Annotated in this window: 15 protein-coding genes; 6 read left to right on the top strand and 9 right to left on the bottom strand. The window is 69.9% G+C overall.

The features are described 5' to 3' along the window. Nucleotides 1-174: 174 nt before the first annotated feature. Nucleotides 175-1,566, bottom strand: coding sequence for an APC family permease (locus ABZT02_RS13410; protein ID WP_356017311.1), 1,392 nt, complete (start codon nucleotides 1,564-1,566; stop codon nucleotides 175-177). Nucleotides 1,567-1,768: 202 nt separating this feature from the next. On the opposite strand from ABZT02_RS13410, the gene ABZT02_RS13405 reads away from it, so the two are divergent. Continuing rightward, on the top strand, nucleotides 1,769-2,602 hold the full coding sequence (locus tag ABZT02_RS13405) for a hypothetical protein (RefSeq protein ID WP_356017309.1): 834 nt from the start codon (nucleotides 1,769-1,771) through the stop codon (nucleotides 2,600-2,602). A gap of 51 nt (nucleotides 2,603-2,653) precedes the next feature. Here the strand turns inward: ABZT02_RS13405 and mmsA are convergent, their stop codons facing one another. Genes mmsA through iolC form a run of 5 tightly spaced genes read right to left on the bottom strand, consistent with a single transcriptional unit; the run spans nucleotide 2,654 to nucleotide 8,701 of the window. Next, entirely contained in the window at nucleotides 2,654-4,156 is a 1,503-nt protein-coding gene (gene mmsA / locus ABZT02_RS13400; RefSeq protein ID WP_356017307.1) for a CoA-acylating methylmalonate-semialdehyde dehydrogenase, read from the bottom strand. Nucleotides 4,157-4,172: 16 nt separating this feature from the next. Continuing rightward, the gene (iolD, locus tag ABZT02_RS13395; RefSeq protein WP_356017304.1) at nucleotides 4,173-6,050 is read right to left on the bottom strand and encodes a 3D-(3,5/4)-trihydroxycyclohexane-1,2-dione acylhydrolase (decyclizing); all 1,878 of its coding nucleotides are present in this window, start codon (nucleotides 6,048-6,050) and stop codon (nucleotides 4,173-4,175) included. Next, nucleotides 6,047-6,862, bottom strand: a complete 816-nt coding sequence (iolB, locus tag ABZT02_RS13390; RefSeq protein WP_356017302.1) for a 5-deoxy-glucuronate isomerase — start codon at nucleotides 6,860-6,862, stop codon at nucleotides 6,047-6,049. Before iolB ends, iolD begins: the two co-directional genes overlap by 4 nt. A gap of 10 nt (nucleotides 6,863-6,872) precedes the next feature. Further along, nucleotides 6,873-7,754: a deoxyribose-phosphate aldolase gene (locus ABZT02_RS13385; RefSeq protein ID WP_356017300.1), complete on the bottom strand. Its 882-nt coding sequence runs from the start codon at nucleotides 7,752-7,754 to the stop codon at nucleotides 6,873-6,875. Continuing rightward, on the bottom strand, nucleotides 7,751-8,701 hold the full coding sequence (iolC, locus tag ABZT02_RS13380) for a 5-dehydro-2-deoxygluconokinase (RefSeq protein ID WP_356017299.1): 951 nt from the start codon (nucleotides 8,699-8,701) through the stop codon (nucleotides 7,751-7,753). The genes ABZT02_RS13385 and iolC overlap by 4 nt, the downstream gene beginning before the upstream one ends. 131 nt (nucleotides 8,702-8,832) lie before the next feature. On the opposite strand from iolC, the gene ABZT02_RS13375 reads away from it, so the two are divergent. The 3 genes from ABZT02_RS13375 to ABZT02_RS13365 all read left to right on the top strand — a co-directional run bounded on the left by ABZT02_RS13375 (nucleotide 8,833) and on the right by ABZT02_RS13365 (nucleotide 10,947). Next, the gene (locus tag ABZT02_RS13375) at nucleotides 8,833-9,747 is read left to right on the top strand and encodes a sugar phosphate isomerase/epimerase (RefSeq protein WP_356017297.1); all 915 of its coding nucleotides are present in this window, start codon (nucleotides 8,833-8,835) and stop codon (nucleotides 9,745-9,747) included. Nucleotides 9,748-10,032: 285 nt separating this feature from the next. Further along, nucleotides 10,033-10,233 carry a MerR family transcriptional regulator gene (locus ABZT02_RS13370; protein WP_020116516.1) on the top strand — a complete coding sequence of 67 codons (201 nt, stop codon included), beginning with the start codon at nucleotides 10,033-10,035 and terminating at the stop codon, nucleotides 10,231-10,233. Between the two features lie 138 nt (nucleotides 10,234-10,371). Then, nucleotides 10,372-10,947: a GNAT family protein gene (locus ABZT02_RS13365; protein WP_356017294.1), complete on the top strand. Its 576-nt coding sequence runs from the start codon at nucleotides 10,372-10,374 to the stop codon at nucleotides 10,945-10,947. On the opposite strand, the gene ABZT02_RS13360 is transcribed toward ABZT02_RS13365, so the two are convergent. Then, on the bottom strand, nucleotides 10,919-11,971 hold the full coding sequence (locus tag ABZT02_RS13360; protein ID WP_356017292.1) for a zinc-dependent alcohol dehydrogenase family protein: 1,053 nt from the start codon (nucleotides 11,969-11,971) through the stop codon (nucleotides 10,919-10,921). The genes ABZT02_RS13365 and ABZT02_RS13360 overlap by 29 nt on opposite strands. A gap of 160 nt (nucleotides 11,972-12,131) precedes the next feature. On the opposite strand from ABZT02_RS13360, the gene ABZT02_RS13355 reads away from it, so the two are divergent. Together ABZT02_RS13355 and ABZT02_RS13350 are read left to right on the top strand one after the other, a co-directional pair. Then, nucleotides 12,132-12,371 (top strand): heavy-metal-associated domain-containing protein, encoded by a 240-nt coding sequence (locus tag ABZT02_RS13355; RefSeq protein ID WP_356017290.1) that lies wholly within the window; start codon nucleotides 12,132-12,134, stop codon nucleotides 12,369-12,371. A 77-nt stretch (nucleotides 12,372-12,448) separates the two neighbouring features. Further along, nucleotides 12,449-14,671 (top strand): heavy metal translocating P-type ATPase, encoded by a 2,223-nt coding sequence (locus tag ABZT02_RS13350; protein ID WP_356017288.1) that lies wholly within the window; start codon nucleotides 12,449-12,451, stop codon nucleotides 14,669-14,671. A gap of 789 nt (nucleotides 14,672-15,460) precedes the next feature. On the opposite strand, the gene ABZT02_RS13345 is transcribed toward ABZT02_RS13350, so the two are convergent. Beyond that, nucleotides 15,461-16,750 (bottom strand): citrate synthase, encoded by a 1,290-nt coding sequence (locus ABZT02_RS13345; RefSeq protein WP_031037819.1) that lies wholly within the window; start codon nucleotides 16,748-16,750, stop codon nucleotides 15,461-15,463. A 231-nt stretch (nucleotides 16,751-16,981) separates the two neighbouring features. Continuing rightward, nucleotides 16,982-19,231, bottom strand: a complete 2,250-nt coding sequence (locus tag ABZT02_RS13340) for an ATP-dependent RecD-like DNA helicase (RefSeq protein ID WP_356017285.1) — start codon at nucleotides 19,229-19,231, stop codon at nucleotides 16,982-16,984. Nucleotides 19,232-19,279: the final 48 nt, after the last annotated feature.

Raw genomic sequence — 19,279 nt, 5'->3', positions numbered from 1 at the left:
GGGCTGAACTCCGGGCCATCCTGGGGGTGGATGAGGGTTCGTGGTGTACAGCGGGTGCGGTACGGCTACGGGGGTGGTGCGTCCTCCTCATGGCCGTCCGCGGGTTCGTCGCGGCTGGTCGCGCCCACGCGGCGGTAGCCGCACATCGACACAGCCCCTCGCCCCTGGGTGGGTCTACTCACTCGGAATGGAGACGAGCCACCTCGTGTCCCTGCGCGGGCGCAGGTACAGGGCCCAGTAAAGGGTGGCCGCTGCCGTTGTCCCTCCCGTCCACACCAGGTACTCCGTCTCCTGCTGGGTCAGGATGTAGGCCAGGACCGCGATCAGGAGGACCGGCATCGCGGGCCACAGGGGCATGCGCCAGGCCGGGGTGTGCTTGTGGTGGTCGCGGCGGGACAACAGGGCGGCGATCGCGACGAGCCGGTACATGCCCGTCACCGAGACGCCCGTCACGCCGTACAGCGTGTCCAGGTTCACGAAGCACAGGGCCGCTCCCGGGATGCCGACCGCGAGGGTGGCGACCCAGGGGGAGCCGAAGCGGCCGAGCTTCGAGAAGACGTGGTTGATTGGGGCCGGCCAGGCCTTGTCCCTCGCGGAGGCGAAGAGGACCCGGGAGTTCTGGATGACCATGACGATGCCCGCGTTGATGATGGCGAGGGCGACGCACAGGCTGACGAAGGTGCCGACGGCGGAGTTCGACCAGGCCGTGACCATGGTGCTGATGTCGCCGCCGGTCAGTTCGGTCAGGTCGGAGGCGCCCATGGTGATCGCGACCACCGGGACCAGGATGATCACGGTGGAGATGGCGAGCGTGGCCAGGACCGTGCGGGCCACGTTGCGGCGGGGGTTCTCCAGTTCCTCGGAGAGGTAGACGGCCGTCGAGAAGCCCTGGGTGACGAAGAGGGCGATCGCCAGGCCGGAGACGACCAGCATGGCCGTGACCGTGTCCGTCCCGCCGTGTGCGCCGGTGACCTGCATGGAGATGAGGCTGCTGGGGCCGCGTTCCGCGTGGGTGAAGCCCAGGAGCGCCACCACCGCCGCCGCGATCACCTCCAGGACCAGGAAGATTCCGGTGATCCAGGCGTTGGCGCGCAGGTCGAGGAGGCCGGCGAGGGTGGCCAGAAGCATGACCGCGGCGCCCGCCAGGGAGGGGTTCAGGTGGACCACCGGGGCCAGGTAGTCCGCCGTGCCCATCGCGATCACCGGCGGGACGATCATGACGACCAGGAGGGAGAGCACGAAGACGAGCCAGCCCGCGAGCCGTCCCGCCAGCGTCGAGACCATGGCGTACTCGCCGCCCGCGCTGGGGATGAGGGTGCCCAGCTCCGAGTAGCAGAACGCCACGGCGACACAGAGGAGGGAGCCGATGGCGATCGTCAGGGCGGTGGCGGTGCCGAGCGAGCCGAAGAGGTCGGGGACGACCACGAAGAGCGTGGAGGCCGGGGTCACGCAGGACAGCGTCAGGAGGGTGCCGCCGACCACGCCGATGGAACGGTTGAGCTTGGCGGGGCCGTGCTCCCGCGCCTCTGGGACGGCGGTGTCGGCAGGGCGGAGGGTGTCGGTCATGGTGCTGCATGGAACCCCGACGAAAACCAGCACGTCAATAGGTGTCTGGCTGCGAAATCCGTAGATCACGAGCGGCCTGAATGGCGAATACGGCAGTTCTGCGCGGCCGCTTCTACGGTTCGGGCTGTACGGGAACCGCAGCGCCGACGTGAAAAAACGTGCCGCTAAAGTCTCACCTCCAAGGTCATTCACAGGGGGGCACATGAAGCTCAAGTACACCGCTGCCTGGGTGGGGTTCACGGCGGCGGCGATGGTCGCGGTCACGGCATGCGGCTCGGAGGGCGTGAAGCAGGCGGCGGACGTCGTCGACAAGTCGGACGCGATCATGGCGGCGCTCACGCGGGCGACGGACCGGACCGAACAGCTCGGCTCGGCCGAGGTCAGGATGACGACCGACGTCGGTACCGGCACGCCGATCGCCATGGACGGCACCTACTCCTGGGGCGACGGTTACGCATACGACGTGGAGATGGACACCAAGGCCGCCCAGATGCAGTCACTGACGAGCGACCCGTCGATCCGCGTGCTGTTCGTGGACGGCGCCTACTACTACGACGTCGATCCGCAGCCCGCCGGCCCGCTCAAGGGCAAGGAGTGGATGAAGATCGACGGTTCCGCCGTATTCGGCGAGTCCGGAGCCCAGGCGCTCAGCGGCAGCAACGGCAGCCCGTCGGCGTCCATGAAGGGCCTGAAGTACGCCAACGACGTGGAGAACCTCGGCAAGGCGACGGTGGACGGAAAGAGCACGACCCACTACCGGGCCGTGATCGACCAGCAGCACATGGGCAAGTTCAACAAGGCCTACGGCGACAAGAGCGGGCTCGTGGGCAAGATCACCGGTGGGGCGTCCTCGATCACCATGGACGTCTGGGTCGGCGCCGGGGACCTGCCGGTGCGGATGACGCAGGAGATCGGCGCCATGAAGGTCACCATGGACTTCGAGAAGTTCGGGAAGACGGCCGTGGTGAAGGCGCCGCCGGCGTCCGAGACCGGTGACCTTACCGACGAGATCAAGGCGGCCACCGGCAAGCAGTGAGCATGACCGAGCGCCGGACACGCGTGTGCGTGCCCGGCGCTCGGCGCTGACTCAGTGGTTGCGCGGGAAGCCCAGGTCCACGCCGGCCGGGGCGTCGGCCGGGTCGGGCCAGCGGGTGGTGACGACCTTGCCGCGGGTGTAGAAGTGCGTGCCGTCGTTGCCGTAGATGTGGTGGTCGCCGAAGAGCGAGTCCTTCCAGCCGCCGAAGCTGTGGTAGCCGACGGGGACCGGGATCGGGACGTTCACGCCGACCATGCCGGCCTCGACCTCCAGCTGGAAGCGGCGGGCGGCGCCGCCGTCCCGGGTGAAGATCGCGGTGCCGTTGCCGAAGGGGGAGGCGTTGATCAGCGCCAGGCCCTCCTCGTAGGTGTCGACGCGCAGCACGGTCAGGACCGGGCCGAAGATCTCGTCCTGGTAGGCCTTCGCGGTGGTGGGGACCTTGTCCAGGAGCGAGATGCCGATCCAGTGGCCGTCCTCGAAGCCCTCCACGGTGTGGCCGGTGCCGTCCAGGACGACCTCGCAGCCCTCGGCCGCCGCGCCGGAGACGTAGGACGCCACCTTGTCGCGGTGCACCTTGGTGATGAGCGGGCCCATCTCGGAGGCCGGGTCGTTGCCCGGGCCGATCTTGATCTTCTCGGCGCGCTCGCGGATCTTCTCGACCAGCGTGTCGCCGATCGCGCCGACCGCCACGACCGCGGAGATGGCCATGCAGCGCTCGCCCGCGGAGCCGTAGGCGGCGCTCACCGCCGCGTCCGCCGCCGCGTCCAGGTCGGCGTCCGGCAGGACCAGCATGTGGTTCTTGGCGCCGCCCAGCGCCTGGACGCGCTTGCCGTTGGCGGAGGCCGTGGTGTGGATGTAGCGGGCGATCGGGGTCGAGCCGACGAAGGAGACGGCCTTGACGTGCGGGTGCTCCAGGAGGCGGTCGACGGCCACCTTGTCGCCGTGCACGACGTTGAAGACGCCGTCGGGCAGACCGGCCTCGGCCAGCAGTTCGGCGATCTTGAGGGAGGCCGACGGGTCCTTCTCGGACGGCTTCAGCACGAAGGTGTTGCCGGTCGCGATGGCGATCGGGAACATCCACATCGGGACCATCGCCGGGAAGTTGAACGGCGTGATGCCCGCGACGACACCGAGCGGCTGGCGGATGGAGGCGACGTCCACGCGGCTGGCGACCTCGGTGGACAGCTCGCCCTTCAGCTGCACGGTGATCCCGCACGCCAGGTCCACGATCTCCAGGCCGCGCGCGACCTCGCCGAGCGCGTCGGAGTGCACCTTGCCGTGCTCGGCGGTGATGAGCTCGGCGATCGCGTCCCGGTTCGCCTCCAGCAGGGCCCGGAAGCGGAACAGGATCGTGGTGCGCTTGGCGAGCGAGGAGGTGCCCCAGGTCTGGAACGCGTCCTTCGCGGCGGCTACGGCGGCGTCGACCTCGTCGACCGAGGCGAACGCGACCTTCGTGGTGACCGCGCCGGTCGCCGGGTCGGTGACCGGCCCGTAGTTCCCCGACGCGCCTTCGACGGTCTTGCCGCCGATCCAGTGGTTGACGATCTTCGTCATGACCGAGTACTCCTTTTCACAGATGGCGGCGTCGGGTTGAGACGTGCCGTTCGTACAGCTCACGGGCCTTCACCGCGGACGGTCGGGTCGCGGTTTCGGCCACAGGTACATCCCACCAGGCCTGCGCCGGAGGCGGGCCCGACACTGTGTCGGCCGTTTCGGTCTCGACGTAGACACATGTGGGAGTGTCGGCGGCCCGCGCCTCTTCGAGTGCGGCGCGCAGGCCTCGTACGGTCTTCGCGCGCAGCACGCGCATACCGAGGCTGGCCACGTTGGCGGCCAGGTCCACGGGCAGTGGGGCGCCGGTGTAGGTGCCGTCGTCGGACTGGTAGCGGTACGCCGTGCCGAAGCGCTCGCCGCCGACCGTCTCGGACAGGCCGCCGATGGAGGCGTAGCCGTGGTTCTGGATCAGGAGGAGCTTGATCGCGATGCCCTCCTGTACGGCCGTGACGATCTCCGTCGGCATCATCAGGTAGGTGCCGTCGCCGACCAGCGCCCAGACGTTGCGGTCGGGAGCGGCCATCTTCACACCGATGGCGGCCGGGATCTCGTAGCCCATGCAGGAGTAGCCGTACTCCAGGTGGTACTGGTCCCTCGACCGGGCGCGCCACAGCTTGTGCAGGTCTCCGGGGAGGGAGCCGGCCGCGTTGATGATCACGTCGGACTCGTCGACGAGGGCGTCCAGCGCGCCGAGGACCTGCGGCTGGGTCGGCCTGATGTCGGGCTCGTCGGCCTCGTAGCAGGCGTCGACGCGCTGCTCCCAGCGCTCCTTGTCGAGCGTGTACTCGTCGATGTAGGTGCCCGTGACGCGGTGGGCGTGCAGCCGGAGTGCCTCGGTGAGCTCGGTCAGGCCGCTGCGGGCGTCCGCGACCAGCGGCGTCCCGGCGAGCTTGTGGCCGTCGTAGGGCGCGATGTTGAGGTTGAGGAAGCGGACGCCGTCGCCTGCGAAGAGGGTGCCGGAGGCCGTCGTGAAGTCGGTGTACCGGGTGCCGACGCCGATCACCAGGTCGGCCTGGCGGGCCAGTTCGTTGGCGGTGGCGGTGCCGGTGTGGCCGACGCCGCCGACGTCCTGGGGGTGGTCGTGGCGCAGGGAGCCCTTGCCGGCCTGGGTGGAGGCGACCGGGATGCCGGTGCTCGAAGCGAACTCGGCGAGGGCCTCTTCGGCGCGGCTGTGGTGGACTCCGCCGCCGGCGACGATCAGGGGGCGGTTCGCCGACCTGATCACGCTGATGGCGTCGGCGAGTTCGGCGGGATCGGCGCCCGGACGCCGTACGGTCCAGGTGCGCTCGGCGAAGAACTCGTCCGGCCAGTCGTGGGCCTCGGCCTGGACGTCCTGGGGCAGCGCGAGGGTCACGGCGCCGGTCTCGACGGGGTCGGTGAGGACGCGCATGGCCTGCAGGGCGGCCGGTATCAGGGCTTCGGGCCGGGTGACGCGGTCGAAGTACTTCGACACGGGCCGCAGACAGTCGTTGACGCTGATGTCGCCCGCGTACGGGACTTCGAGCTGCTGGAGGACCGGGTCGGCGACGCGGGTGGCGAAGATGTCACCGGGGAGGAGCAGGACCGGGAGGTGGTTGATCGTGGCGAGGGCGGCGCCGGTGACCAGATTGGTGGCGCCCGGGCCGATCGACGTCGTCACCGCGTGCGTGGACAGGCGGTTCGACTGACGCGCGTAGCCCACCGCCGCGTGCACCATGGACTGCTCGTTGCGGCCCTGGTGGTACGGCATGTCGTCGGCGTACTCGACGAGCGCCTGGCCGAGTCCGGCCACGTTGCCGTGGCCGAAGATGCCCCAGGTGGCGGAGATCAACCGCTGTCGTACACCGTCGCGTTCGGTGTACTGGGCGGCCAGGAAGCGGACCAGCGCTTGCGCGACGGTCAGGCGGGTGGTCATCGGTACCCCTCCGTATGGTCCGGGTGGAAGCAGATCCGCCACTCCCGCGTCTCACCCGGTCCCGCCATGACGTTCAGGTAGTACATGTCGTGGCCGGGCTGGGCGATGGACGGGCCGTGCCATCCGTCGGGGACGAGGACGGCGTCGCCGGAGCGGACCTCGGCGAGGACGTCGGAACCGCCCTCACGGGAGGGAGATACGCGCTGATAGCCGAAACCGTTCGGGCCGTCGATCTCGAAGTAGTAGATCTCCTCCAGCTCCGCTTCCACGCCGGGCCGGTTCTCGTCGTGCTTGTGCGGCGGGTACGAGGACCAGTTGCCGCCGGGGGTGATCACCTCGACGGCGATGAGCTTGTCGCAGTCGAAGGCGTCGGCGGAGGCGAAGTTGCGGACGTGCCGCAACTGGGTGCCGCTGCCGCGTTCTTCGACGGGGACCTCCGGCGCGGGGCCGTAGCGGGCGGGGAGTCGTCGCTCGCACTTCGCTCCTGCCAGGGCGAAGCGGCCTCCCGCGCCGGAGGCGATCGATGCCTGGGCGTCCCGGGGCACGTACGCGAAGTCCGAGACTCCGGCGAACACGCTTTCCCGGCCCAGGAGTTGGAACTCTTCGGTACCTGTGCGGACGGTACAGCCGCCTTCCAGCGGAAGCACGATCCACTCGCTGTCACCGGAGGTGAAGGTGTGGGTGCCGCCCGGTGCCAGCTCGACGACGCGCAGGCTGCTGTGGGTCCAGCCGGCCCGCTTGGGGTCGATGTCCACCGCGTACTGGGCGTTGGTGGAGCGGCCCTTGGGGACGTACAGCTCGGTCTGTGTCATGCGGCGGCCCTCACAGCAGTCCTACGGCGGTGTCCACGGCGGCGGCCACGTCGCCGTCCGCCGGGTACAGCAGCGAGCGTCCGACCACCAGGCCGCGCACGGTGGGGAGTTGGAGGGCGCCGCGCCACTTCTCGTACGCGCCGTCCTGGTCGTCCCCGACCTCGCCGCCGAGGAGCACGGCGGGCAGGGTGGAGGCGGCCATGACCTCGCCCATGTCGTCGGGGTTGTCGCAGACCGGGACCTTGAGCCAGGTGTAGGCCGAACTGCCGCCCAGGCCCGAGGCGATGGCGATCGACTTGGTGACGGCCTCGGCGGACAGGTCGTTCCTGACCTTGCCCTCGGTGGTGCGGCCGCTGATGAACGGCTCCACGAAGACGGGGAGCCGGCGCGCGGCCATGTCGTCGATGGCGCGGGCCGTGGACTCCATCGTGGTGAGGGATCCCGGGTCGTCGTAGTCGATGCGCAGGAGGAGCTTGCCGGCGTCGAAGGCGAGCCGCTCGATGTCCTCGGGGCGGTGGCCGGTGAAGCGGTCGTCGAGTTCGAAGCTCGCGCCCTGGAGGCCGCCGCGGTTCATGGAGCCCATGACGACCTTGCCGTCGAGGGCGCCGAGCAGCAGCAGGTCGTCGAGTATGTCGGCGGTGGCGAGGACGCCGTCGACACCGGGGCGGGACAGCGCCAGGCAGAGGCGTTCGAGCAGGTCGGCGCGGTTGGCCATGGCCATGCGGTTGCCGCCGACGCCGAGCGCGCCCCGGGCGGGGTGGTCGGCGGCGACGATCATCAGGCGGCCGTTGTCGTTCAGGAGCGAACGCCGGGTGCGGCGGGCGGCGGCCTCGGCGATCGCCTCGGGGCGTTCGGCACGCAGGCGGAGGAGTTCCGCGAGGTCGACGCTCACAGAACCGCTCCCGCCGCGATCGCGCTCTCGATCTCGCCGGTCGTCGGCATCGCCGAACTGCACTCGAGGCGGGAGGCGACGATGGCGCCGGCCGCGTTGGCGTGACGCATGATCTTCTCCAGGTCCCAGCCGCTGAGCAGGCCGTGGCAGAGGGAGCCGCCGAAGGCGTCACCGGCGCCGAGGCCGTTCAGGACGTTGACGGGCAGGGGCGGGACCTCGGCGGACTCGCCCTTGCTGTTGACGGCGAGGACGCCCTTGGGGCCCTGCTTGACGACCGCCAGTTCGACACCGGCGTCCAGGAGGGCGCGGGCGGCGGCGTGCGGCTCGCGTACGCCGGTCGCGACCTCGACCTCGTCGAGGTTTCCGACGGCGACGGTGGTGTGGCGCAGGGCCTCTTCGTAGAAGGGGCGGGCCTCGGCGGGGTCCTTCCAGAACATGGGACGCCAGTCCAGGTCGAAGACCGTCGTAGCGGACTTCGCGCGGTGGGCGAGGGCCGCCAGCGTCGCCGTACGGCTGGGCTCCTCGCTCAGGCCGGTGCCGGTGACCCAGAAGACGCTCGCCTCGCGGATCGCGTCGAGATCCAGCTCGTGGGCGTCGATCTCCAGGTCGGGGGCCTTGGGCTGCCGGTAGAAGTACAGCGGGAAGTCGTCCGGCGGGAAGACCTCGCAGAAGGTGACGGGGGTCGGCAGGCCCGGGACCGGGGTGACCCAGCGGTCGTCGACGCCGAAGCCCTGGAGGGCCTCGTGCAGATACGTGCCGAAGGGGTCGTCGCCGGTGCGGGTGATCACCGCGGTCCGCCGTCCCAGGCGCGCCGCGGCGACCGCGACGTTCGTCGCCGACCCTCCGAGGAACTTGCCGAAGGACGTCACCTGCGGCAGCGGGACACCGGTCTGGAGTGGATACAGATCCACACCGATCCGCCCCATGGTGATCAGGTCGTACGCCATCGGCTTCCCTTCGTACCTGCGTCGGCTCTCCCGGCGTTTGTAGCCCCGCACGGTGAGCCCTGTCAATGTTTTGTCCAGACATTCGGACGAGACCTTGACAGCGCTTGCTGTCCGAACCGAAGCTGACCGGCATGACAGCCGCACCTCAGCCCTCACTGTCCCGCATCCGGATCGGCTCGGCTCCCGACTCCTGGGGCGTGTGGTTCCCCGACGACCCCCAGCAGGTCCCCTGGCAGCGCTTCCTCGACGAGGTCGCGGACTCCGGTTACGAGTGGATCGAACTGGGGCCGTACGGGTACCTGCCGACCGATCCCGCAGTCCTCACCGAAGAGGTCTCCCGGCGTGGCCTGAAGGTGTCCGCCGGGACCGTCTTCACCGGCCTGCACCACGGCGAGGCCGTCTGGGAGAAGACCTGGGCGCATGTCGCGGACAACGCGGTGCTCGCGCAGGCCATGGGGGCGAAGCACCTGGTCGTGATCCCGTCGTTCTGGCGGGACGACAAGACGGGTGAGGTGCTGGAGTCCGACACGCTCACACCCGAGCAGTGGCGCAATCTCAGCACGCTGACCGAGCGGCTGGGGCAGCGGGTGAAGGAGGAGTACGGCCTGCAGATCGTCGTCCACCCGCATGCCGACACCCACATCGACAGCGAGGAGAACGTGGTCCGGTTCCTGGACGCCACGGACTCCGGCCTGGTGTCGCTGTGCCTGGACACCGGGCACTACGCCTACTGCGGCGGGGACAGCGTCAAGCTGATCGAGACGTACGGGTCGCGGATCGGGTATCTGCACCTCAAGCAGGTGGACCCGGAGATCCTGGCGGACGTACGGGCCAAGGGGACGCCGTTCGGGCCCGCCGTCGCGCAGGGCGTGATGTGCGAGCCGCCCTCGGGTGTGCCGGCGCTCGGTCCCGTACTGGAGGCCGCCCAGAAGCTGGACGTGGATCTGTTCGCGATCGTCGAGCAGGACATGTATCCGTGCGAGCCGGACAAGCCGTTGCCCATCGCTCAGCGGACCCGGGCGTTCCTTCGGTCCTGCGGCGCGTAGTCGTTCGTCCGCCCGGTGACATCGGGGCCCGGGGCACCTCGATGTCAACGCGCCGCGCCCACACGCCCGCGTGCGCCTTTGCGTCATTTGTGTCACAAACTCCCCCTCCGTGTCACACATGTCGCGCGTACGCGGGTTCCTCGTCACACCCGGCGCACAGGCCCTGACCGACGGCCACCGGGTGTCGTTCACGGAGCGCAGGCTTTGTGATCGCCAGCGCAGCGCCCGGTACCCCCGACGGCCGTTCCCGGCCGCCACCGCGGTGCGCGCGAGGAGGTGCACCACATGACCGACCGAAGGCTCTGGTCGTACAAGGAGATCGCGGCGCACATCCGTGTGCAGCCGGACACCGTGCGGTCGTACCGCAAGCACGGGCTGCTGCCGCCGCCCGACCATGTCGAGGGCGGCAAGCCCTTCTGGTACGCCGACACCGTGCGCGCTTGGGTCGCGTCCCGGCCGGGGAACCGGGGGCGGAGAGAGGACTGAGGCCGGTTCGCCCGGCGCCTTCGGGTGCCTGTGCGGAGCGCGGGCACCCGCTCCTTCGGTTCCGGCCGGACTCGTGGATCCGCGGGACCGCGGAAAAATCACGGGCCCGCGGATACCGGCGTCTGACACAGTCGGCCCATGAGCGACTTCTCCGTCAAACCCGTGCTCACCGGCGACAGGACCGTGCTGCGGCCGTTCACCGAGGCGGACGCCGAGGTCATGGCGGAGATCATCGAGGACCCCGAGGTCGTCCGCTTCACCGGACCGCCGGCCGCCGAACTCACCCTGGAGCGGCTGCGGTCCTGGTACGGCTCCCGGTCCGGGCAGGCGGACCGCCTCGACCTCGCCGTCACCGACCGCGCCACCGGGGAACTGGTCGGCGAGGTCGTCCTGTACGAGTGGGACAGCCAGGCCCGCAGCTGCACCTTCCGTACGCTCATCGGCCCCGGGGGCCGCGGACGCGGACTCGGCACCGAGGCCACCCGCCTCATCGTCGGCCACGGCTTCGAGCGACTCGGCCTGCACCGGATCGAGTTGGAGGTCTACGGCCACAACGCCCGTGCCCTGCGGGTCTACGAGAAGGCCGGGTTCACGGTCGAGGGGGTACGGCGGGAGGCCGATCTGCGGGACGGCGAGTGGGTGGACTGGGTGGTGATGGGCCTCCTCGACCGCGAGTGGGCCGCCCTCAACGCCCTCCACGCCACGGCTCGATGACCGTCACCCCCGCTCCGGGGGCCGTGCCCATCGCCGCGAGGGCGTCCGGGGCCGCGTCCAGGGTGATCGCGGACGTCACCAGCAGCTCGGGGCGCAGCACGCCCGCCCGGACCAGTTCCAGCATCGGCGGGTAGGTGTGGGCGGCCATGCCGTGACTGCCGAGGAGTTCGAGCTCCAGGGCGATCGCGCGGGCCATGGGGACCGGGGTCGTGCCGTCCGGCGAGGGCAGCAGGCCGACCTGGACGTGCCGGCCGCGGCGGCGCAGGGAGTTGACGGAGGCCGCGCAGGTGGCCGGGGAACCGAGGGCGTCCAGGGACACCTGCGCCCCGCCGCCGGTCAGCTCGCGGATCGCCGCCGCGGTGTCCGGCGTGGCCGTCGCGTCCACGGCGTGCGCCGCCCCGAACGCCCTCGCCAGGTCCAGGGCCCGCGGTGACACATCCACGGCCACCACCCGGGCTCCCGAGGCCGCCGCGATCATCACCGCGGACAGGCCCACGCCGCCGCAGCCGTGCACCGCGACCCACTCCCCCGCGGTGGCCCGCCCCTGCTGCACGACCGCCCTGAACGCCGTGGCGAAACGGCAGCCCAGGGACGCGGCCGTGGCGAAGGACATGTCCCGCGGTACGGCCACGAGGTTCACGTCCGCGTGGTCCAGCGCCACGTACTGGGCGAACGAGCCCCAGTGGGTGAAGCCGGGCTGTGTCTGGCGCTCGCAGATCTGGTGGTCGCCGGCCGCGCAGGACGCGCAGGTGCCGCAGGCGCAGACGAAGGGGACGGTGACCCGGTCGCCGGGGTGCCAGGCGCTCACACGAGGGCCGACCGCTTCCACCACGCCTGCGAGTTCATGGCCCGGCACGTGCGGGAGGGTGATGTCCGGGTCGTGGCCCTGCCAGCCGTGCCAGTCGCTTCTGCACAGGCCGGTGGCTTCCACGCGGACGACCACTCCGTGCTCCGCCGGGCGGGGGTCGGGCACGTCCCGTATCTGTGCGGGTTCGCCGTAGTGTTCGAAGACAACCGCTCGCATCTGCGTCTCCATCGCCGTTTCGTCTGCCGGTACATCGTGACCGGTCGCCGATCCGCCGCCCCGACCCGGCCGACTACTCGCCGACCACTCTTGGTGAAATACCCCCTAGGGGTATAGTCTTCGATGCAGTAGCCCCACACGCCTCCATGAGGAGAACGACATGACCGCCCAGACCGATACCCCGGGTTCCGTCACCGCCGTCTACAAGGTGAGCGGGATGAGCTGCGGGCACTGTGAGGGTTCCGTTTCCGGCGAGATCTCCGAGATCGCGGGAGTCAGCTCCGTGAAGGCGGTCGCCTCCACCGGCGAGGTGACGGTCGTATCGGCGGAGCCGCTGGACGAGGAAGCCGTGCGGGCCGCCGTGGACGAGGCCGGTTTCGAGCTCGTGGGCAAGGTCTGATCGCCCCGAGAAGCGCCACGACAGGTCGTCGGCGACCGGCGGCCTGTCGTGGCTGAACCGTTTCTGGAGTAGGGAACATGTCCACCACGGCCCCGATAGCACCCGTGTCCGAAGTCGAGCTCGTCATCGGCGGGATGACCTGTGCCTCCTGCGCCGCCCGGGTCGAGAAGAAGCTCAACCGGATGGACGGCGTCAGCGCCACGGTCAACTACGCCACCGAGAAGGCGAAGGTCGTCTACCCCGCGGGGGTCGAGGTCGCCGATCTGATCGCGACCGTCGTGAAGACGGGCTACACGGCCGAGGAGCCGGCGCCCGCGGCACAGCGGCCCGACGACCCCGACCACACGGACCCGGAGCTCACCGCCCTGCGGCGGCGGCTCCTCGTCTCCGTCGCGCTCGCCGTCCCCGTCATCGCGCTCTCCATGGTCCCGGCCCTCCAGTTCGACAACTGGCAGTGGCTCGCGCTGACCCTCGCCTCGCCCGTGGTCGTCTGGGGCGCGTGGCCCTTCCACAGGGCCGCCTGGACGAACACCAGGCATGGCGCGGCCACCATGGACACCCTCGTCTCGGTCGGGACCCTCGCCGCGTTCGGCTGGTCGTTGTGGGCCCTGTTCCTCGGTGACGCGGGGATGCCCGGCATGCGGGAGCGGTTCGAGCTCACCGTCGGCGGCATGGACGGTGCCTCGACGATCTACCTCGAGGTGGCCGCGGGAGTCACCGCCTTCATCCTGCTCGGCCGCTATCTGGAAGCCCGCGCCAAGCGCCACGCGGGGGCGGCTCTCAGGGCGCTGATGGAACTGGGCGCCAAGGACGTCTCCGTGCTGCGGGACGGGCGGGAGGTGCGGATCCCGGCGGAGCGGCTGGTCGTCGGGGACCGGTTCGTCGTACGGCCCGGCGAGAAGATCGCGACCGACGGCACCGTCGTCGAGGGCGCCTCGGCCGTGGACGCCGCCATGCTGACCGGCGAGTCGGTGCCGGTGGACGTCGGCGTCGGGGACGCCGTCACCGGTGCGACGGTCAACGCGGGCGGACGGATCGTCGTCGCGGCGACCCGGGTCGGGGCCGACACGCAGCTGGCGCGGATGGCGCGGCTGGTGGAGGACGCGCAGAACGGCAAGGCGGAGGTGCAGCGGCTGGCCGACCGGGTCTCCGCGGTCTTCGTGCCGGCCGTCCTCCTCGTCGCGGTGGCCACCTTCGGGGTCTGGCTCGGCGCCACCGGGGACACCGTCGCCGCGTTCACCGCGGCCGTCGCCGTGCTGATCATCGCCTGCCCGTGCGCGCTGGGGCTGGCCACGCCGACCGCGCTCATGGTCGGCACCGGGCGTGGCGCCCAGCTCGGCATCCTCATCAAGGGGCCCGAGGTCCTGGAGTCCACGCGCCGCGTCGACACCGTCGTCCTGGACAAGACCGGCACGGTCACCACCGGCCGGATGACCCTCCAGGAGGTCCACGTCGTCCAGGACGCCGACGAGAAGCAGGTGCTGCGGCTCGCGGGCGCCCTGGAGCACGCCTCCGAGCATCCCGTGGCCCGGGCGGTCGCCGGGGGCGCCGAGGAACGGGTGGGGCCGCTGCCGGAGGCCGAGCGGTTCGAGAACGTCCCTGGGAGGGGCGTACGCGGACGCGTGGAGGGCCGCGAGGTGGCCGTGGGGCGGCTGTTCGACGCGCTCCCCGCCGAGCTGGCCCGGGCGAAGGAAGAGGCCGAGCGGGGCGGTCGTACGGCTGTCGTCGTCGGGTGGGACGGGGTGGCGTACGGCGTCCTGGCCGTCGCCGACGCGGTCAAGGAGACCAGTGCGGAGGCGGTGCGGTCGCTGCGGGCGCTGGGGCTCACGCCGGTGCTGCTGACCGGGGACAACCGGGTGGTGGCCAAGGCGGTGGCCCGGGTGGTCGGAATCGACGAGGTGATCGCCGAGGTGCTGCCCGAGGACAAGGTCGACGCCGTACGGCGGCTCCAGGGCGAGGGGCGGGTCGTCGCGATGGTCGGCGACGGGGTCAACGACGCGGCCGCGCTCGCCGCCGCCGACCTGGGGCTCGCCCTGGGGACCGGGACCGACGCGGCCATCGAGGCGGGGGACCTCACGCTGGTGCGCGGGGATCTGCGGGTGGCCGCGGACGCGATCCGGCTCTCCCGGCGCACCCTGGCGACCATCAAGGGCAATCTCGTGTGGGCCTTCGGCTACAACGTGGCCGCGCTGCCGCTGGCCGCGGCCGGGCTGCTGAACCCGATGATCGCCGGGGCGGCGATGGCGTTCTCCTCGGTGTTCGTGGTCACCAACAGCCTGCGGCTGCGAGCCTTCCGTTGAGGATCCTTTGACGGACCCCCTCTGGAGTCCGGAGCCCCGCTCACATAAGCTCTTCACAAGACTCGCGCATCGTCCTTACGCCGGAGTCCCGTTCACCGTATCCGGGCTCTTGCGTATCTAACGGACATTTGCAAGAGACGCAGATCACAGTGATGCGAACGTAACCATCGAAGGGGTTCGAAGGTCTAAGTTGGCGATGTCAGGCAGCGTCTTGGGGGGCGTTGACCTGGCGTCTGAGGATGTCTTGGGGGACTTCCTCGGAGCTGCGTTGCCGGGGCACGCACTTAGGGAAGCTTTGAGCGGCCCTCCCGACCGTGCGCTGTCCCGGCAGACCGCACACAGGAGTAGTACGAGGAGTTTTGCTCGTTCTGCTCAACAGCAGTGACAGCAGTACCGGAAAAGACAGCGAATTCAGGCGCTGGTCTCTCAGACGCCCGGCCGGATCCCGTGGGGGGAATCCGCACCGGGACATGGGAAGGCGCCCTGGACGCCGGCCCGTGGGGGGACCGTCGCCAGGGCGCCTTCCGCTTTGCGCTTCGCGGATCGAGCCGGAACTACGGTTCGTCGTCGGCTGCGGATCGGTGGGGGCTGGTCGCGCAGTTCCCCGCGCCCCTGAAAAACAGGTCAGTCCCGGCACCGGCGTTTGTCAGCGCTGCTCGAGCGGGACGAAGTCCCGCTCCACCACACCCGTACAGAACTGGCGCGGACGGCCGATACGGGTCGCCTCCGCGCAGCGGAAACGCCGAAGGGGCGCCGCCCGAGCGACGCCCCTCAGCTCACCGGCAGGTGTCAGCGCTGCTCGACGGGCACGAAGTCCCGCTCCACCACGCCCGTGTAGATCTGGCGCGGGCGGCCGATACGGGAGCCCGGCTCCTTGATCATCTCGTGCCACTGGGCGATCCAGCCCGGGAGGCGGCCGAGGGCGAACAGGACCGTGAACATCTCGGTCGGGAAGCCCATGGCGCGGTAGATCAGGCCCGTGTAGAAGTCGACGTTCGGGTAGAGGCTGCGCGAGACGAAGTAGTCGTCGGAGAGCGCGTGCTCCTCCAGCTTGAGCGCGATGTCCAGCAGCTCGTCGGACTTGCCGAGGGCCGAGAGGACGTCGTGCGCCGCCGCCTTGATGATCTTCGCGCGCGGGTCGAAGTTCTTGTAGACCCGGTGGCCGAAGCCCATCAGCCGGACGCCGTCCTCCTTGTTCTTCACCTTGCGGATGAAGGAGTCGACGTCACCGCCGGAGGTCTGGATGCCCTCCAGCATCTCCAGGACGGACTGGTTGGCGCCGCCGTGCAGCGGGCCCCACAGGGCGTTGATACCGGCGGAGATCGACGCGAACATGTTCGCCTGGGACGAGCCGACGAGGCGGACCGTCGAGGTCGAACAGTTCTGCTCGTGGTCGGCGTGCAGGATGAGCAGCTTGTCCAGGGCGGAGACGACGACCGGGTCGGGCTCGTACTCCTGCGCGGGGACCGAGAAGGTCATACGCAGGAAGTTCTCGACGTAACCGAGGTCGTTGCGCGGGTAGACGAACGGGTGACCGATCGACTTCTTGTACGCGTACGCCGCGATCGTCGGAAGCTTGGCGAGCAGGCGGATCGTCGAGAGGTTGCGCTGCTTCTCGTCGAAGGGGTTGTGGCTGTCCTGGTAGAACGTGGACAGCGCGGAGACGACCGACGACAGCATGGCCATCGGGTGCGCGTCCCGCGGGAAGCCGCGGTAGAAGTTCTTGACGTCCTCGTGCAGCAGGGTGTGCTGCGTGATGTCGTTCTTGAAGACCGAGAGCTCGTCGACCGTCGGAAGCTCGCCGTTGATCAGAAGGTAGGCGACCTCCAGGAACGTGGAGCGCTCCGCCAGCTGCTCGATCGGGTAGCCGCGGTACCGGAGGATGCCGGCCTCGCCGTCGAGGTAGGTGATGGCGGATTTATAGGCGGCGGTGTTGCCGTAGCCGCTGTCCAGGGTGACCAGACCGGTCTGGGCGCGGAGCTTCCCGATGTCGAAGCCCTTGTCGCCGACGGTGCTGTCGATCACCGGGTAGGTGTACTCGCCATCGCCGTACCGCACTACTACAGAGTTGTCGCTCACGTCATCCCTCACCGACGTTGTGCCTCTTCTTCGAGGTTGCCCTGACTGTCTCTACCATCCCCCATTTGGCGCAGGAGAGTGCACTCGGGGTCGGCCGTTGGGCGTATCGACGGCACTGAGTGCCGCCAACTTGCTCATCCTGCCCCTCCCCACCCGCTTCCGGAAGGGCTGTGTGACCCACGTGACTCATTTGATCGATCATTTTTTGTGCCGTCTCACGATTGACGCTCGTCACAGGCCCGAGAGCCGGAAGTCCAGCGCCGTACAACGCCGTCCCGCCGAGACCGTGCGCACCGCCTGACCGATCGCCTTGCGCGAACCGACGAGGACGACCAGTTTCTTCGCCCGGGTGACCGCCGTGTACAGCAGGTTCCGCTGCAGCATCATCCAGGCGCTGGTGGTGACCGGGATCACCACGGCCGGATACTCGCTGCCCTGGGAACGGTGGATGGTCACCGCGTACGCGTGAGCCAGTTCGTCCAGTTCGTCGAACTCGTACGGCACCTCCTCGTCCTCGTCCGTCAGCACGGTGAGGCGCTGGTCGACCGGGTCGAGGGAGGTGACCACACCCACGGTGCCGTTGAAGACGCCGTTGGTGCCCTTGTCGTAATTGTTGCGAATCTGGGTGACCTTGTCGCCGACCCGGAAGACCCGGCCGCCGAACCGCTTCTCGGCGAGGTCGGGGCGGCCCGGGGTGATGGCCTGCTGGAGCAGGCCGTTGAGGGTGCCGGCGCCCGCGGGGCCGCGATGCATGGGGGCGAGCACCTGGACGTCCCGGCGCGGGTCGAGGCCGAATTTGGCCGGAATCCGACGGGCCGCCACATCGACGGTGAGCCGGCCGACCTCCTCGGTGTCGTCCTCGACGAAGAGGAAGAAGTCCTTCATGCCGTCGGTGACGGGGTGCTGCCCGGCGTTGATCCGGTGCGCGTTGGTGACGACGCCGGACTGCTGGGCCTGCCGGAACACGCGCGTGAGGCGCACCGCGGGGACCGGGCCGCCGTCGGCGAGAAGGTCACGCAGGACCTCTCCGGCGCCGACGCTGGGCAGCTGGTCCACATCGCCGACGAACAGCAGATGGGCCCCGGGCGGCACGGCCTTCACCAGCTTGTTGGCGAGCAGCAGGTCCAGCATGGACGCCTCGTCGACCACCACCAGGTCGGCGTCGAGCGGGCGGTCCTTGTCGTACGCCGCGTCGCCGCCGGGCTTGAGCTCCAGGAGGCGGTGGACGGTGGAGGCGTCGGCGCCGGTGAGTTCGGCGAGGCGCTTGGCGGCCCTGCCGGTCGGGGCCGCGAGGACGACCTTGGCCTTCTTGGCGCGGGCCAGCTCCACGATCGAGCGGACCGTGAAGGACTTGCCGCAGCCGGGACCGCCGGTGAGGACGGCGACCTTCTCGGTCAACGCCAGCTTGACGGCGGCCTCCTGTTCGGGCGCGAGCTCCACTCCGGTACGGGACTTCAGCCAGCTGAGCGCCTTGTCCCAGGCCACGTCACGGAAGGCCGGCATTCGGTCCTGGCCGGTGCGCAGGAGGCGCACCAGCTGGGCGGAGAGGGAGAGTTCGGCGCGGTGGAAGGGCACCAGGTAGACGGCGGTGACCTCGTGGCCGTCGGGGCCGGGCACCTTCTCCCGTACGACGCCCACCTCGCCGGAGTCCTCGTCGGGGAGGGCGAGTTCGGCCAGGCACTCGATGACCAGGCCGGTGTCGACCTGGAGGAGCTTGACCGCGTCGGCGATCAGCTGTTCCTCGGGGAGGTAGCAGTGGCCCTGGTCGGTGGACTGCGAAAGGGCGTACTGGAGGCCCGCCTTGACGCGCTCCGGGCTGTCGTGCGGAATGCCGACGGACTGGGCGATCTTGTCGGCGGTGAGGAAGCCGATGCCCCAGACGTCGGAGGCGAGCCGGTAGGGCTGGTTCTTCACGACGGAGATCGAGGCGTCGCCGTACTTCTTGTAGATGCGCACGGCGATGGAGGTGGACACCTCGACGGTCTGGAGGAAGAGCATGACCTCCTTGATCGCCTTCTGTTCCTCCCAGGCGTCGGCGATCTTCTTGGTGCGTTTGGGGCCGAGGCCGGGGACCTCGACGAGGCGCTTCGGCTCCTCCTCGATGATCTTCAGGGTGTCCACGCCGAAGTGCTGGGTGATGCGGTCGGCGAAGACGGGTCCGATGCCCTTGACGAGCCCTGAGCCGAGATAGCGGCGGATGCCCTGGACGGTGGCCGGCAGGACCGTCGTGTAGTTCTCGACGGTGAACTGCTTGCCGTACTGCGGGTGGGAGCCCCAGCGCCCCTCCATCCGCAGGGACTCCCCCACCTGGGCACCGAGCAGCGCGCCCACGACGGTGAGGAGGTCGCCGGCGCCTCTGCCGGTGTCGACGCGGGCGACCGTGTAGCCGTTGTCCTCGTTTGCGTACGTGATCCGCTCCAGTACGCCCTCGAGCACGGCCAGTCGTCGTTCGCCCGTGGAGGCCCCCGCCTGATCGGTCATGATCCGACGGTACCCCCGGGGTCTGACATCACAATCCGGTATCGAGGT

Origin of the sequence: Streptomyces sp. NPDC005402 (genome assembly GCF_040606575.1) — a bacterium.
GTDB lineage: Bacteria > Actinomycetota > Actinomycetes > Streptomycetales > Streptomycetaceae > Streptomyces.
The sequence above is the reverse complement of the archived record's forward strand: the minus strand, read 5'-3'. Positions and strand labels throughout refer to the sequence as shown.